A 16,528-nucleotide genomic window follows, 5' to 3' on the forward strand; every position below is an offset into this window, starting at 1 on the left:
TCGTCCCTCTCAGCTAAATGTTTTTTAACCTAATTTCTACAAAAGCTCATTCGCCAAATTGGCCAATTCAGAGCGTTCTCCTTTTTCTAATTTGATATGTGCGTATAGCGGATGATCTTTTACCCGATCAATCAAATAAGACAAGCCATTGGACTGAGAATCCAGATAAGGAGTATCAATCTGATGCACGTCACCAGTGAATACAATCTTTGTATTTTCACCTGCTCTTGAAATGATGGTCTTGATCTCATGTGGAGTCAAGTTTTGCGCCTCATCCACGATAAAGAAAATATTGGACAGAGATCTCCCCCTGATATAAGCTAATGGTTGAATCACCAATTTCTCTTGGTTGACCAATTCGGTGATCTTCTGATATTCCTTGTCCGTTTCCTTATATTGATTTTGGATGAATTTCAAGTTATCCCAAAGTGGCTCCATATAAGGATTCAATTTGGACTTGATATCGCCAGGAAGGTAACCAATGTCCTTATTGGAAAGAGGAACAATTGGTCGTGCCAAGAAAATCTGCTTATAATCTCTTCTTTGCTCCAAAGCCCCAGCCAAAGCCAATAGCGTCTTTCCTGTACCAGCAACACCCTGAATAGATACCAAACGTATATTCGGATTAGTAATAGCATGGAGCGCAAAGGTTTGCTCGGCATTTTTCGGTTTGATATTATAAGCAAGCTTTTTATCTACCCTCTCCAAAACATTGTCCTCTGGATTGTAATAAGTCAGGACAGAATTTTTGTCGCTCTTCAGAATATAATAGGCATTTGCCTTCCGCTTTCGAGTGCCCAGAACCGATTTGGCCTCGACATAACCCTGCTCATACAATTTGTTGATTGTATCGGGATCTACATCATCCAAGAAGTACTTGCCTGTGTTCTCAAGCTCGTTGATATTCTTGATTTTTCCGGTTTCGTAATCCTCTGCAAGGATCTCGAGAGATTTGGCTTTCAGTCTCAGGTTGATATCCTTGGAGACCAGGATCACCTTTCGGTTCTTCTCATTTTCCTTGAGATAAAGTGCTGCATTTAGGATTTTGTGATCGTTTTTCTCCTCTCCAAAAATCACGTTGGCGTTAATTTTATTCTCAGGATTCATCAAGACCCTAAAATTCCCTTTGGTTTTCCCATTCAAAGGAGTCCATTCATGAATCATGTTGTCTTTGGAAAGCTTATCTAGTAATCGGATAAACTCACGGGCCTCAAAATTCTTGGTATCATTGCCTTTTTTAAACTGATCCAGCTCTTCCAAAACCGTGATTGGAATGACTACATCGTGTTCAGCAAAATTCATAATGGAGTTGTGTGCGTAAAGGATCACGGATGTGTCCAGCACAAAGATTTTCCGATCTTTTTCGGCTTTCGCTCTAGGCATGTGCAGGAAATGTATTAGTGGTAATAGGTATGATATAAGTTAAAAAATTATATCCTAGAAAATCACTTAAGCATAAAAAATTATGGTTAAGAAACTTAAAGCCAATCCTATCGTCCTGACTTTCAAATTTTTAAATTTCGATTTTGAAAAATATCAAGATTGAAAAATTGGAAATAGCCTTTTCCCAATCTTTCAATCTCTTAAATCTCAATTATTCTAATCTAGCAAGGCTCGTATATCCTCTTGATCCAAGCTCTTCATAAAACTTTCTTCGGTGGAAATCAACTCACCGGCAAGTGCAAGCTTTCTATCTTGCAGGGCCATGATTTTCTCCTCCACGGAGCCTCTACTGATGAATTTATAGATGATGACCTTATTCTCCTGTCCAATTCGGTGAGCTCTATCAATTGCTTGTGCCTCGACAGCTGGGTTCCACCAAGGATCAAGCAAGAATACATATTCAGCTTTGGTCAAATTCAAACCTACACCACCGGCTTTCAAGGAAATCAGGAACACCTTAACATCTTCTTGCTCTTGGAATTTCTCTACTTGACCTTGTCTATCCTTGGTCGCTCCGTCCAAATAAGCATATGGTATATCTTGCTCATCCAAGTATTCTTTCACAATCGCCAAATGCCTCACAAACTGGCTAAACACCAAAACCTTGTGTCCCTCAGAAATGGTAGACTGAAGCATATATGTGATATCCTCCAACTTACCGGACTCTCCTTGATAGTCCTCTCTAACCAATTTAGGGTGATTGGCGATCTGTCTCAACTGAGTTAAGCCACGAAGCAATGTGAACTGCTGAGAACTTCGACCAGCAAAAGGATTCTCCCCAATGATCTTTTCTCGGTAATAGCTCTTTACTTCTTCGTAGACTTTCTCCTGCTCCGCTGTCATCGCAGAGTATTTAACATTGGTGATTTTCTCAGGAAGATCTGTAGCCACCTGAGATTTCAATCGACGTAGTATGAAAGGCTTGATCAAAGAATGAAGCTTTGCTGCTTTGTCTTTGTCATTTTGCTTTTCTATAGGCTGTAAAAACTGATTCTTGAAAGAATTCTGATTTCCCAAAAGGCCCGGATTCACAAAATTCATTTGAGACCAAAGATCCATTGTTCCATTTTCAACTGGAGTACCTGTCAGAATCAGCTTTTGCTTACTCTTTAATTTATTGACAGCATTCGCAATGTTGGATCCTGGGTTTTTGATGGCCTGGGACTCATCTAAAATGATGTAATTGAAATAGAAATCCTTCATGATATTCACATCCAGTCGTGTAATACCGTAGGAAGTCAATACCAAATCATAATCTCTAAATTTAAAAGGATCTTTGATTCGTTGCGTACCCGTATAAACTAAGATTTTCAGCTCAGGCGTAAATTTTCTAGCTTCCAATTCCCAGTTGTAAATCAAAGACGTAGGCATGATCAACAAAGAGCAAAATCCTGGGTTTTCCTGCTTCTCATGAGCCAATAAGGCCAAGGTCTGAACTGTTTTACCCAAACCCATATCGTCTGCCAAACAACCTCCAAAGCGGAATTCATTCAGGAAGCGAAGCCAATTATAACCAGCCTTTTGATATGGTCTCAAAGTCCCATCAAAGTAGCAAGGCAGATCATAATCATCGATAGACTCGAAATCACGAAGCTTCTCGAGCTTTCTACTCAATGTCAACTGTACCAAATTCCCCTCTTCCAACTGCTTTGCCAATGCCAAGTGATGCTTTCGCATAATGATGGAATCCTGAGCTTCACCTTCTTCCATAAAAGAGAAAAGCTCAGAATAATTAACAAACCAAGAGGCCGGAATTACGGCAATCTCTCCATTTGGTAATTCGAATTCCGTTTTCCCTTTCATGATCATCCTTCTGATCTTGGCGAAAGGAACCAAATAGATTCCAAACTTGATTTGAGCTTTTACATCAAACCAGTCAATATTTTCATTGACCTCAATATCAATATTAGCCCGACCAATGTGGTAGGTCTTTCCTGAAGCATTTTTACTTTGAATAATCTTGATCCCCTTTTCTTCCAAGGTCTCTTCATTTTCCCCGATCCATTCGAAGGCTTGCGTCTTGGGTAAGGCAATTTTCCCTTCCCTCACCTCCAAACCTAAATCATGGAGCAATTTGCCAAAGGCCTTTTCTTTTTGAAGACTACGAATCGTTTTTTTGAATACAAATTCACCCCCTCTTTCCACTAAAGCCACAGAATTTCCCGCAGAATTATCATTTCCTTTTTCTACAGGAAAATCAGCCTCTCCGTATTTGAACCTCAGTTCGAAGACCATCTTATCCTCCTCCAATTGCTCCCCTTCCTTCCCAAAAAGATCATTGCCTTGATTACCAGGCAATTCTTGAATTTTGAGTAAAACTTCTGGCTTCCCTCGATCTACGGTGATTTCAAAACCTCTTGCATCCACATCATACTGTGTCAGCAAAGGAGCCATAAACTTTCGGAAATACGTTGGCTCGAGCTTTTTATCGATGACAATAAATTTCTTATTCAGAAAAGGCTGCAGTTTTTTCCCATCCAAATCTCCTTCGAATTGGAAAAGCTGATCATTGACTATCAACCAAGCCGGTTCTTTACAAATCAAATAGCCGCCTTTGTATTGCCACTCAAGTTTTATTCCTTTGAACTTGATGGTCGGCCAATAGTGCGTATTTTCTGGGTTTTTATGAAAATGGAAAAGGACGGTAGCTTTTTCAGCATTGACTGTTATCTCTTTCCAAGTCGGATTCCCATCACTTCCCATCTCAAACAATCTTTTCCCCACCAAAAGAGGCAAAATTTTGGATCGCTGGATTTCCAATCTAGCTTCCAAAAGAGTTTGGGTAGTTTTGTCCTCAGTTTTGGGATCAAAGATTTTTTGCAAAAAGTCCTTTGGCCTGATATTCTTTTTCTTTGGAATAAAAGATTTGATCACCTCTTCTGGCTGCATACCATCCATGAGTTTGATCAATTTATAATCTCTTTCATCCAAACCTTCATCAAACTCTTGGGCGTTCGCTGAAGAAATATTTTGGAAAGCATAAGAAAGTCTTCCTTTATCATCTATTTGTACCACAAAGGATTCAAATAGTAATCCAAGATACTCGTGATTAAAAATAGAATAAACAATCTGAAAGGGCTTGTCAGCGTCTACTATCATAAATATTAAGGCTCAACTTGTTATTACATCTCAGCAAAAGACATAATACCAAGGGAAAGAATTTGGGGCTTTTTTCAAGTATATAGCCCGTAAATTAAGAAAAATAGCGACCCAAAGACGAGTTTTGCTTTGTTTTTTGGGAAAATGAAGCAAAAAACCCTGCAATGTTGGACTATTGCAGGGTTTTCTATTATTTCTCTAACTCGACTGGCTCTTGATCTTTGGGTTCGGGATGCTTATCGGGAAAAAAGCGTCCCTGAAATATCAATATAATCGCAACACCCACGAAAATCGCCGCATCTGCCACGTTAAATATAGGCCATAAAGCCGTGTATTGTCCGCCCCAAAGTGGCATCCATTCAGGCAAATAACCTTCCCAAATGTCGAAATAGAACATATCTACCACTTGACCATGGAACCAAGGTGTGGACGCATCATAAGGGGCATTGTTTAACCAAACCCCATAGAATATAGAATCTATAAGGTTACCAATAGCGCCGCCTAATATCATCGCTATACATACTATATAAATAGGATGATTTTTCTTTTGTATTATATAATATAAATAATAACCGATACCTACCATGGCTACCAACCGGAAAGTAGTCAGAATCATTTTACCGTATTCTGTCCCCAGTTCCATTCCGAAAGCCATCCCGGGATTGGTGGTATAGTGAAGCTTGAACCAATCGCCAAAAATCTTAATCTGTCCAGGTGTTCCAAAATCCATCTGGAAGTGAACCAACATTTTGACTGCTTGGTCTATGGCAATCACCAAAAGAGCAATCCCGAAATATTTTAAGTATCTATTCATTTCTATTTTTTCAGCAATCAGGCCTTTTCAACCAAAACTGCAATCTCAAAATCATCCATATCCAAGACTGTTCCTTTTTCAGCTTCCGCTGAAAGCTTCAAACTCAAAGCTTGAGTTTCGGACTGAATATATTCTCCGAAAGACTGAACGGCCTTGGTCACTAATTCATTTCCTTCGGCCACTTGGATTTTGATTTTATCTTGAACTTCCAGCCCCATGTCTTTTCTAAGATTCTGGATTCTGTTAACCAAATCACGCGCTACTCCCTCCTGCTTCAATTCATCTGTCAAGGTTACATCCAAAGCTACAGTTACTCCGGCATCAGAAGCTACAGACCAGCCAGGGATATCCTGAGAAGAAATCAAGACTTCATCCAACAAGATTTCTATCGTTTCACCTTCCACAGCTACAGGGAACTTACCTTCTCTTTCGATTTGGGCAATTTCATCTTGTCCCCATGATTTGATAGCCGCCACGACAAATCTCATCTTAGGCCCTAGTTTTTTACCCAAAACAGGCAGATTAGGTTTTACATCTTTAACCAAAATTCCGGATGCATCATCGATATACTCGATTGCTTTGATATTTACCTCGGTCTTGATCAGGTCCTCAACGTGCTCAATCTGAGCCTGAACCTTCTTACTCAACACAGGAATCAAGATTCTTTGAAGCGGCTGACGAACTTTTAATTTTTCTTTCTTTCTCAAGGAGTGAACCAGTGAAGAGATTGTTTGCGCCAAATCCATGCTGGCTTCCAGATCACTATTGATCAATGCTTGATCTGCTGCTACCCAATCCGTCAAGTGAACGGATTCTTTCCCTTCAGCACCCGTCTCAGTCAAGTTGTTGTATAACCAATCGGAATAGAAAGGAGCAAATGATGACATCAATTGAGTAAGGGTCAGCAAGCACTCATACAATGTTTCGTATGCAGCCTGTTTATCCGCATTCATATCCCCTCTCCAGAATCTCTTTCTGGCCAATCTCACATACCAGTTGGATAATTGATCCACGGTAAAGTTCATGATGGCACGAGTAGCTCTTGTCGCATCATAATTGTCCATGGCTTCTTCCACCTCAGCGATCAAAGACTGAAGTTTAGAGATAATCCATTGATCCAACTCTGCTCTTTGTGCAACGGGTACCGCCTTACTTTTGTCATAAACAAAAGCGTCCAGATTTGCATAAAGCGCAAAGAAATTATAGGTATTCTGAAGGGTACCAAAGAAGCGTCTCTGCACTTCTGTCACACCATCCAGATTGAATTTCAAGTTATCCCATGGATTGGCATTGCTAAGCATATACCATCTTAAGGCATCTGGACCATATTCTTTCAAAGTCTTGAAAGGATCCACAGCATTGCCCAATCGCTTGGACATTTTGTTGCCGTTTTTGTCCAAAACAAGGCCATTGGCGATCACATTTTTGAAAGCAACACTATCAAATAGCATCCCTGCAATGGCATGAAGTGTAAAGAACCATCCACGAGTCTGGTCCACACCTTCAGCAATGTAATCAGCTGGATAATTAGCCTTAAATACCTCTTCGTTCTCGAACGGATAATGCCATTGCGCATAAGGCATGGCACCTGAATCGAACCAAACATCAATCAAATCTGGCTCACGGAACATTTTCTCTCCTTTTTCGGAGATCAATACTACGTCATCCACATAAGGTCTATGCAAATCCAACTCTTTCCCTTCATATGGAGATTTTTCCATGTAACCAGCAGCGATGGATTTTTCGATCTCAGCATTCAATTCAGCAATCGAACCGATACATTTCTCTTCAGTCCCATCACTTGTTCTCCAGATAGGAAGTGGGGTTCCCCAGAATCTTGAACGGCTCAGGTTCCAGTCCACCAAGTTTTCCAACCAGTTTCCGAAACGACCTGTACCGGTTGCCTCAGGTTTCCAGTTGATGGTTTTGTTCAATTCCACCAATCTATCTTTGTAAGCGGTGGTTTTGATAAACCAGCTTTCCAAAGGATAATAAAGAACAGGCTTATCAGTTCTCCAGCAGTGGGGATAACTGTGCTCGTATTTCTCTACTTTGAAGGCTTTATTTTCATTTTTCAAGATGATGGAGATGATTACATCCGTGTTTTTGTAATCCGGGGCATTCTCATCATCCTCAGTATAATTTTTTACATAGAAATCAGAAGCACCATATTCTTTATGAGCTGTGATTCCATGCTCCTTCATTTTTGCAGCCAAATACTCCCCCACTACAGGCAAGAATTTTCCTTGCTTATCGACAACAGGGATGTCATTTCCCAAATCATCTTTGACAAATACACCTGGCACATTATTTTGAACCAATGTTCTAAAGTCATCCGCACCAAAAGCTTTCGCCAAGTGCACGATACCAGTACCGTCTTCTGTCGTCACATAATCTCCAGAAACCACTGTAAACGCCGGATTCGGAAGTGCCAAAGCATCAATTGGGAACAATTGCTCGTATCCCCAGCCCAGCATATCCTTGCCCTTGAATTCAGCAACGATCTCATAAGGGATCAATTTATCACCTGCCTTGTAATCCTCCACCTTCAGGTCGTTTGCCTTTGGATTCAGATAGGCTGCCATTCTGGCTTTCGCCAAAATCACAAATTCAGCTTCGTGAGTATATGGGTTGAAAGTTTTCACTTTCACATAATCCAAGTTTTCACCTATCGCCAAAGCTGAGTTGGAAGGCAAAGTCCAAGGAGTAGTCGTCCAGGCCAAGATGAAGGTATTTTCCTCCCCTTTCAGTTTAAACTGAGCAGTAATAGAAGTATCCTTCACATCCTTGTAGGTACCTGGTTGGTTCAACTCATGAGAGGACAAACCAGTCCCTGCAGCCGGAGAATAAGGCTGAATCGTATAGCCTTTGTATAGAAGATCCTTGTCGTACAACTTCTTCAACAAGTACCATAGAGTCTCAATGTATTTGCTATCGAAGGTGATGTATGGATCATCCAGATCCACCCAATAACCGATTTTTTCGGTCAGGTCATCCCATTCATTTTTGAAGCGCATGACAGTTTCACGACACTTCTTATTGTATTCTTCAACAGTGATTTTGGTACCGATATCCTCTTTGGTGATTCCCAGTTCTTTTTCTACCTGAAGTTCAACAGGAAGACCGTGGGTATCCCAACCTCCTTTACGCTTCACTTGGAAACCTTTGAGAGTCTTATAACGGCAGAAAATATCCTTCAGAGTACGAGCCATCACGTGGTGAATACCCGGAGTACCATTTGCCGAAGGGGGACCTTCAAAAAAGGTAAAGGTCTCCGCACCATCGCGGTTTGCAATTGACTTTTCGAAAATCTGATTTTCTTTCCAATACTGAAGGATGGATTCCCCTATATGAGGATAATCCACCTGTTTAAATTCCTGATACGTTTTCACAATATCCTTTCTTGTGGAGATTAGGTGAAGAATGCAGGCAGCAAAAATGCCATCCCGCTCAAAACAAGCCACAAAGATAGAAGAAATGCGCTTCGGGGGAAAGAAAAAACAAATCCCTTCTGACTTATCCCTTTAGCATTGAGCCATAATGATTCATATCCAGGAATTTTCAGTAAAAAAATAGGCCATCCGATCAATGGACAGCCTATTTGAGAAACCCGCTAAACCTAATCTTTATTTTGTCATTTCTGCCAAATTTGCCATACCTGCATCAATCAAATCTTTCATTGATCCAGAAGCCGCATTGACATAAGCATCATGATCACACTCTGCAAAGTGAGAAGCCACTTTTTTCTGATCTCCAGAAGTCATGACCAACTGAGTATATCCTGTTTTTGAGAACATTTCAGATTGGGCCTGAGTCACTTCTTTGATTTTTTTGTCCGCAAATACTCCTTCAAAAGAAACAGCCTTTTTTGGCTCAACTTTGGCATGGAACAATGGATTGCTTCCGATATCCAATCCGGAAACAAATCTTACCTGAGAAAGCAAATTAGCTCCCCCTCCACCAATGGATCTGTTGTTCTCACTAGGATCTACAATTGGATCAATTCTATAATCAATCTTAGCTTTCACTGAGGTCGTCTTGGTCCATTGAGAAGCATCCGCATCCAAATTGACGAAAGGAAACACAAAATTGACATCGGCAACGTAGACATTCTCCAAGGCCTTTGACATTTTGGGAGTAGGGTCTGTCAAGTTAAATCCGAACTTCTCTTTTCCACTATTGGAGACCTTTTTCACCAAGTAATCAAAGCCCTCTGGAGTGACCATTACAAATCCCTGAGCCTGTGCATCGGATGAGGCTCCTCCATTTACCAATGTCCAATCAGAGAAATACTCAAACTTTTGAACATCTCCTGCTGTAATAATCTCAAAACCCTGACTAGTCAGTTGACTTACAAAATCTGCATAGGCATCATTGATCATTTTTTGAAAATCATCCACATCAACTCCGGAAATCTGAACACCCAGGCTCGTTGATGTCCCAGAAGTGAAAGTGGTTCTATCTGCTCTTTCTTTTTTGGAGCCAGAAACAGAAGCAGAAGCCTCTTCATACACTTCAAAAAGTGCCTTGAAACTCTTAATAAATACCTTTTTAGGGGCTTTGGAATGCTGATTTTTCTTGTTGTAGCTGGTGACCTTTATATCTTTTTCTGTGAGAACCGTTCCCGGCATGAACTCTATGAATAAGAACAGGAAAACAAATAATAGACTTTTCATAATTTTTGAATGGTTAGGTTCCCAAAATTGAGAGGAATACCATTCCTAAAAAATGAGGCATTTGTCGTATTTTGATCCTAGGTCATTTGGTCCTATTCATATAAAAAAAAATAAAGCCGGAGTTTATTCCCCGGCTTCGTACTTATCTTTTAATCAAGGCTTTCTTTGGAGCCTGGCAATGTAAAATCCATCAAACCCACTCTCTTGAGCCAATACTTTCTGATCTTCAATCAATTCGAAATCCTGACCAGCTTCTGATGCCAGGAATTTCTCAACTTGATTTTGATTCTCTGAAGGAAGAATACTACAAGTTGCATAAACCATTTGCCCTCCTTTTTTTACCATGGAAGAGTAGGACTGAATGATCTCCTGTTGCGTCTTTTGAACATCTGCTATGGATTCAGGGCTCAATTTCCATTTGGTATCAGGATTTCTTCTCAAAACTCCCAATCCGGAACAAGGCACATCCAAAAGCAATCTATCGGCGGATTCTTTCAATCTTTTGATGGTTTTTGAACCTTCAATAACCTTTCTCTCGATGATAGAAACTCCATCTCTTCGAGCTCTCAATTTGGTCTGCTGAAGTTTCCACTCCTCCACATCCATGGAAAGAATCTTTCCTTTGTTGTCCATCAATGCCGCCAAGTGTAGGGATTTTCCACCTGCTCCGGCACAGGCATCAATTACTCTCATTCCCGGCTCCACTGCCAAAGCTGCTGCAACCAATTGGGAAGAAGCATCCTGAACTTCAAAAAGCCCTTCTTTGAATGCTGGATTTCTAAAGACGTTTTGCCTTTCTTCCAAGATCAAAGCATCCGGATAGCCTTTGACGATGTAGGTTTTGATCCCATCTTCAGCCAATTGATTCTTCAACCTTTCTCTGGTTGTTTTCAAAGTATTCACGCGAAGGACTACTTCCGCTTCCTCATTTAAGCTATGGATTTCTTGCTCCCACTTGTCACCAAGCTCCTTTTGTCCCATCTCATGAAGCCAAGTCGGAATAGACTCCAACAAAGATGGATCTTCCAATTTTTCGTATTTCGCTTTGATCCTTTCCGGGTTGATTCCAGAAAACTCCTCCCATGGTGGCAAGGAATGTCCCTGCATCAACCAATAGGTTCCAAACAAATCCCAATAACTTTCTGAAGGACTCAAATAATTGATCAATCTCCACCAACGAACCATTTCATAGGTGGTTTCAGCGATAAAAGATCGGTCCCTTGCTCCCCACTTCGGGTTGGACTTCAGGGTGCGCTCGATCACTTTGTCAGCATATTGTCCTTCTTTGAAAATTGCTTCCAAAGCGGAATGGACTCCTCGAATTGTATTGTTATGTAGCTTCATCAGAAAGAAATTCTGCACAAAGGTAGTTTTTCTTTCTGAGTCTTTTGATTTCGAAGGCTAAAAGGGTTGAAATAGGAAAGAAATTCTGATACCCTCCCGCGCTACAGCTGAGCCATAGTAGTATCGGTATCCATAATAATTAGAAAGACCTATGTATTGATAATTGGGAAAGGATATGTAACCGAAAGACAAATAGGGTTCTTCATTATAAAGAATACTTTGTTTTTTGAATTCTATAAAATTAGCTCTGACTCCCAAATCTTGTCATGAGCTTTTCCCAATAATCTCCATCAAGCTCGAAATAGAGCTTCCCCTTTTCTTGAGAAAAAAGCAGGATAGGAAGTGTCAAAAAGAATAAAAGTAAAAGTGTTTTTTTCATAGTGGTTTCTTTGGTTTTACTTTTACGATCCAATTCAGCCATTCGCTACACATGATCAATTACAATTCCTTGGTAAAAAACTGGGCTTCAGAACTGGAAATCTATGATTTTCAAGAAGCCCAAAATTTGGTTTCGTGGCTATTTGAACACCATTTGGGACTCAAACCAATGGAAAGAATCAATCTTGTCGATGATCAAAATTTGCCAAAGCAATTGTTTGTTGATTTTGAAAAACTGAAAACAGGAGAACCCATCCAATATATCTTGGGAAAAGCCCCTTTTTATGGCCGAGAATTTTTCGTCAATCAGGACACTTTGATTCCAAGAAATGAGACGGAAGAATTGGTTCATTTGATTATCAAAGAAAATCCACAACCCAACCTAAAAATCCTAGATATCGGGACAGGTACAGGCTGTATTCCCATTTCATTATTTCTAGAGATGAACTCCGCCAAAGTATCTGGAATAGATGTTTCTGGGAAAGCTTTGGAGATTGCCAAAAAGAACGGGGAAGCTCATAATGCTCAAGTGAATTGGTTGGTTTGTGATATTTTAAAAAACCCAATTCCAGAAAATGATTTGGATATTTTGGTTAGCAATCCACCTTACATCCCTGAGCAAGGCAAAGCATTGATGCATAAAAATGTGCTGGATTACGAGCCAAACTTAGCGCTTTTCGTTCCTGATTCGGACCCTTTGTTATTTTACAGAGAAATAGCCCAAAAAGGACTTTTAGCACTAAAAAAAGGAGGTAAAATCTATTTTGAAATCCACGAGGAATATGGAAAAGGTGTCGTGGAACTAGTACAAAAACTGGGGTATATGCAAGTCCAATGTATCCAGGATTTGAATGGAAAGGACAGGATTGTGAAAGGAAAACTTGAGTAGACTTTAAAAATTTACTTTAACTAAAAAATCCACATTTTTTAAGGCATTTCTTGTTATTTTTTCCTGATAAAAAGAACGGAAAAATCAAGATACAGCAAAGCCTCCTCCCACAACCAACGCGCTCCCCACTGCTGCGTCTACCCACCGCCAAATTTTAAATTATGGATAAACCTAAAGTCAGTTTCCTTAAATATGGCTAAGGGATTTTCTCAGGTAATTTTTTTCCAGGTGAAAAAAATAATTAAATCAGAGAACGAGAAATGAATTTTGATTATAAATATTTCATACAGAAATCACGAACCATCCAGATGGTTTCGGCTTTCCGCTCAAACATCCCCATGTGGCCTGTATCTCCCAATTCAAAGTAATCTGTAAAAGCATGCTTTTGGGCCCTGCTGGCTTCGATTTTCACGGAACTATCTTTGGTCCCAGCAATCATCAATTTTGGCCCAGAAAAAGCCTCCAAAACCTCCAATCGATCTTTTCGATCTCTCATGGCTTCTGTAAAAGCAATCAGTCCTTCCAAAGTAGCTTCCTTGGCTTGTTCCACTGCGGTTTCGATAGCTGTTGCTAATTCCTTTCTTCTATTTTCTGGAAAAAGTTGGGGAACGAAAGCAGTGGCGAATTTTTCAGATCCATTCTTTTTCAAAAATGAAATAGCCCTGTTTCTCATTTGCTTTTTTTCCTCGTCATCGGCAAATGCTGTACTATGAAACAATCCAACGGCTTTCAATTGACTTTGCATCAACTCTAAAAGAGCCAAAGTCACATATCCACCTAAAGAATGGCCTATTACAATCGGATTAACAATGTCATTCTCCTCCAACCATTCATCTAAGAGAACTGCTACATCTTCTAAAGAGAAGTGATTCTGGAAAATTGGGCTACCTCCAAAACCAGGAAGATCAGGGCAAATTACACGAAAATCCAATGATAACTCCTCCACAAAATCACTCCACATGGCCCCGATTTCACAGAAACCATGAATCAAAACAATGGGCTGACCTTCGCCCTTTTCAAAAAAATTAATGGAAGACATATGTTAGCTCACTTTCTCAACCTCTGAGAGGCTTCTTACGGCATTGGCTATTCCTTCAGGATCAAATCCACAGACTTTCTGCAATTCGATTTGCTCTCCATGCTCGATGATTTCATCAGGAATCCCCAAACGCTTCACTTGAGCCTGATATCCATGATCCATCATCCATTCCAAAACAGCAGAGCCGAAGCCACCCATCAGGCAACCATCCTCGACAGTGATGACTTTTTTGAATTTGCCAAAAACCTCATGGAGTAATTCTTCATCCAATGGTTTTACAAATCTCATGTCATAATGAGCCGGATTCAGTCCTTCAGCTTCTAGATTCTTGCAAGATTCAACAGCATAGTTCCCTATATGACCAATTGTTAAGATAGCTACTTCTTCGCCTTCTTTGACAATTCTTCCTTGACCTAATGGAATCTGCTCAAATGGAGTTCTCCACTCAGGCATCACACCTTTTCCTCTTGGATATCTAATCGAATAAGGCCCTTCATGAGAAAGAGAAGAATACATCATATTTCTCAATTCCTGCTCATTCATTGGAGCCGCTACTACCAAATTTGGCACACATCTGAAATACGCAATGTCATAAGCGCCATGGTGAGTCGGACCATCTGCTCCTGCAAAACCAGCTCTATCCAAACAAAGGACAACAGGTAGATTCTGCAAACACACATCATGGACTACCTGATCGTAGGCCCGCTGCATAAATGTGGAATAAATATTACAAAATGGCTTCAAACCTTGGGTGGCAAGACCCGCAGAGAAAGTAACAGCATGCTGCTCAGCAATCCCCACATCAAAAGCACGGTCTGGCATAGCCTCCATCATGATATTCAAAGAAGAGCCGGACGGCATTGCGGGGGTAATCCCCATGATTCTTTCATCCTGCTCGGCTAATTCCACCAAAGTATGTCCGAAAACATCCTGGTATTTTGGAGCTTGAGGCTTAGAAGGAGTCTTTTTGAATATTTCCCCAGAAACCTTATCAAATGTACCTGGAGCATGCCAAGTTGTTTGATTTCCTTTTTCAGCTGGTTCATATCCTTTTCCTTTTACTGTAACACAGTGAAGGATTTTTGGACCGGGAATATCTTTTAAATCATTGAGGACCTCCACTAAGTGATGAACATCATGCCCATCCACTGGACCGAAGTATCGAAGGTTCAAGGACTCAAATAAATTGCTTTGATGTAGAATCGCAGATTTGATGGCACCTTCTACTTTGGAAATAACTTCCTGAGCAGAGCTTCCAAACTTGCTGAACTTTCCAAGAAGCTTCCAAACTTCATCTTTTACCTTGTTATAGGTATGAGAAGTGGTGATATCAGTAAGATAATCTTTCAAGGCACCGACATTAGGATCGATAGCCATGCAGTTATCATTGAGAATAATCAGGATATTGGAATCAGAGACTCCGGCATGGTTCATCGCTTCGAAAGCCATCCCTCCCGTCATGGATCCATCTCCAATCACAGCAACATTTTGGATTCCAGAACCCTTGTATTTGGATGCAACTGCCATCCCCAATGCTGCAGAAATAGAAGTACTGGAGTGACCAACTCCAAATGCATCATACTTACTTTCTTTTCGCTTGGGAAAGCCAGAAATTCCACCAAAAAAACGGTTGGTATGAAATTGATCCCTTCTTCCTGTCAAGATTTTGTGGCCATAAGCCTGGTGACCAACATCCCAAACCAACTGGTCCTCAGGAGTATTCAACACATAGTGCAAAGCCACTGTCAACTCCACTACACCTAAACTTGCACCAAAATGTCCTCCATAGACAGAGACATTGTCCACGATGAAGTTTCTCAATTCATCGCATATCTGGACTAACTTTTCCTTCGGGAATTTTTTCAAATCCTCAGGACTGTCTATTTGAGCAAGTAATTCTCCTGGTTTGATCAGCATTTATTCAAAGTGTTTTATGGTCTGGAATGATAAACTTTAATTGTGTTGGAATGTTTTTTACTTAGTACAACAACTAATCCATGCACCTTCATTCTCTGACCAGAAATCCAATTAATTTACGTTAATTGAATATCTTTGGCTACAAGGTGGCAAAATTAACCCATTAATTTAAATATCCCTTGAGTTTCGAAATCAAATTACCGCTCTTCGAAGGACCTTTCGACCTGATGCTCTTTTTCATAGAGCGGGATGAACTGGATATTTACGACATTCCTATCTCCAAGATTACCAATGACTTTCTGGATTATATCCATCATTTGGAGAAAATGGAAATAGAAGTGGCAAGTGAATTTATTCTCTTCGCCGCTACTTTGATGAAGATCAAATCCAGAATGCTCCTACCCCGACCAGAATACAATGAGGCAGGTGAGGAAATAGACCCCAGAGAGGAATTGATTCGAAATTTATTGGAGTATAAAAAGTACAAATCTGTAGTTGAGGACCTCGCATCTTTGGAATCCGATCGCCTTTCCAAAGAAAAAAGAGGGAATATTGCTGCAGAATTGAAGGCTTTAAGAAAAGTGGATGATGTAGATGCTGAAATGCAGGATCTGGATCTCTACAAGCTTTTGAAAGTCTTTCAAAAAATCATGGCCAAAATGGCCTCAAGAATCGAAGAGACCAAACATACAGTCATCCAATATCCATATACCATCGAGCAACAAAAAGATTTTGTGTTGGAGAAAATTAGTTTTAAAAAACAAGTACCGTTTTCAGAATTTATCACTTACAAACCCGATAAAATATTTGTTATATACACCTTTTTGGCAATCCTCGAACTGCTACAACTTTCCCGAGTGACTATCGTAATCGGAGAAGGATTCAATAATTTTTGGGTAGAAAAGACTGAGCCTCTCGCTACAGCCTAA

General features: G+C 40.3%; 11 protein-coding genes. 2 read left to right on the forward strand and 9 right to left on the reverse strand.

Annotated features, from left to right (window positions below; genetic code table 11):
• Window positions 1-36: 36 nt before the first annotated feature.
• The 7 genes from O0V13_RS00745 to O0V13_RS00775 all read right to left on the reverse strand — a co-directional run bounded on the left by O0V13_RS00745 (window position 37) and on the right by O0V13_RS00775 (window position 11,755).
• Window positions 37-1,383, reverse strand: coding sequence for a PhoH family protein (locus tag O0V13_RS00745; RefSeq protein WP_268033081.1), 1,347 nt, complete (start codon window positions 1,381-1,383; stop codon window positions 37-39).
• Between the two features lie 216 nt (window positions 1,384-1,599).
• Window positions 1,600-4,542: a DEAD/DEAH box helicase gene (locus O0V13_RS00750; protein WP_268033082.1), complete on the reverse strand. Its 2,943-nt coding sequence runs from the start codon at window positions 4,540-4,542 to the stop codon at window positions 1,600-1,602.
• 190 nt (window positions 4,543-4,732) lie between these two features.
• Window positions 4,733-5,356 carry a lipoprotein signal peptidase gene (locus O0V13_RS00755; RefSeq protein ID WP_268033083.1) on the reverse strand — a complete coding sequence of 208 codons (624 nt, stop codon included), beginning with the start codon at window positions 5,354-5,356 and terminating at the stop codon, window positions 4,733-4,735.
• 17 nt (window positions 5,357-5,373) lie between these two features.
• Window positions 5,374-8,748, reverse strand: coding sequence for an isoleucine--tRNA ligase (gene ileS, locus O0V13_RS00760; RefSeq protein ID WP_268033084.1), 3,375 nt, complete (start codon window positions 8,746-8,748; stop codon window positions 5,374-5,376).
• 234 nt (window positions 8,749-8,982) lie between these two features.
• Window positions 8,983-10,032 (reverse strand): hypothetical protein, encoded by a 1,050-nt coding sequence (locus O0V13_RS00765; RefSeq protein ID WP_268033085.1) that lies wholly within the window; start codon window positions 10,030-10,032, stop codon window positions 8,983-8,985.
• Between the two features lie 153 nt (window positions 10,033-10,185).
• The gene (locus tag O0V13_RS00770; protein ID WP_268033086.1) at window positions 10,186-11,376 is read right to left on the reverse strand and encodes an RsmB/NOP family class I SAM-dependent RNA methyltransferase; all 1,191 of its coding nucleotides are present in this window, start codon (window positions 11,374-11,376) and stop codon (window positions 10,186-10,188) included.
• 241 nt (window positions 11,377-11,617) lie between these two features.
• On the reverse strand, window positions 11,618-11,755 hold the full coding sequence (locus O0V13_RS00775; RefSeq protein WP_268033087.1) for a hypothetical protein: 138 nt from the start codon (window positions 11,753-11,755) through the stop codon (window positions 11,618-11,620).
• A 51-nt stretch (window positions 11,756-11,806) separates the two neighbouring features.
• Here O0V13_RS00775 and prmC point away from each other — a divergent pair, with 51 nt between their 5' ends.
• Complete coding sequence (gene prmC, locus O0V13_RS00780; protein ID WP_268033088.1) at window positions 11,807-12,643, forward strand: peptide chain release factor N(5)-glutamine methyltransferase; 837 nt, start codon at window positions 11,807-11,809, stop codon at window positions 12,641-12,643.
• Between the two features lie 271 nt (window positions 12,644-12,914).
• Here the strand turns inward: prmC and O0V13_RS00785 are convergent, their stop codons facing one another.
• A complete protein-coding gene (locus O0V13_RS00785) occupies window positions 12,915-13,682 on the reverse strand; it encodes an alpha/beta fold hydrolase (protein ID WP_268033089.1) in 768 nt (255 codons plus the stop codon).
• 3 nt (window positions 13,683-13,685) lie between these two features.
• Window positions 13,686-15,599 carry a 1-deoxy-D-xylulose-5-phosphate synthase gene (gene dxs / locus O0V13_RS00790; RefSeq protein ID WP_268033090.1) on the reverse strand — a complete coding sequence of 638 codons (1,914 nt, stop codon included), beginning with the start codon at window positions 15,597-15,599 and terminating at the stop codon, window positions 13,686-13,688.
• A gap of 179 nt (window positions 15,600-15,778) precedes the next feature.
• Here dxs and O0V13_RS00795 point away from each other — a divergent pair, with 179 nt between their 5' ends.
• Complete coding sequence (locus O0V13_RS00795; protein WP_268033091.1) at window positions 15,779-16,528, forward strand: segregation and condensation protein A; 750 nt, start codon at window positions 15,779-15,781, stop codon at window positions 16,526-16,528.

Origin of the sequence: Algoriphagus sp. PAP.12 (assembly GCF_026652115.1) — a bacterium.
GTDB lineage: Bacteria > Bacteroidota > Bacteroidia > Cytophagales > Cyclobacteriaceae > Algoriphagus.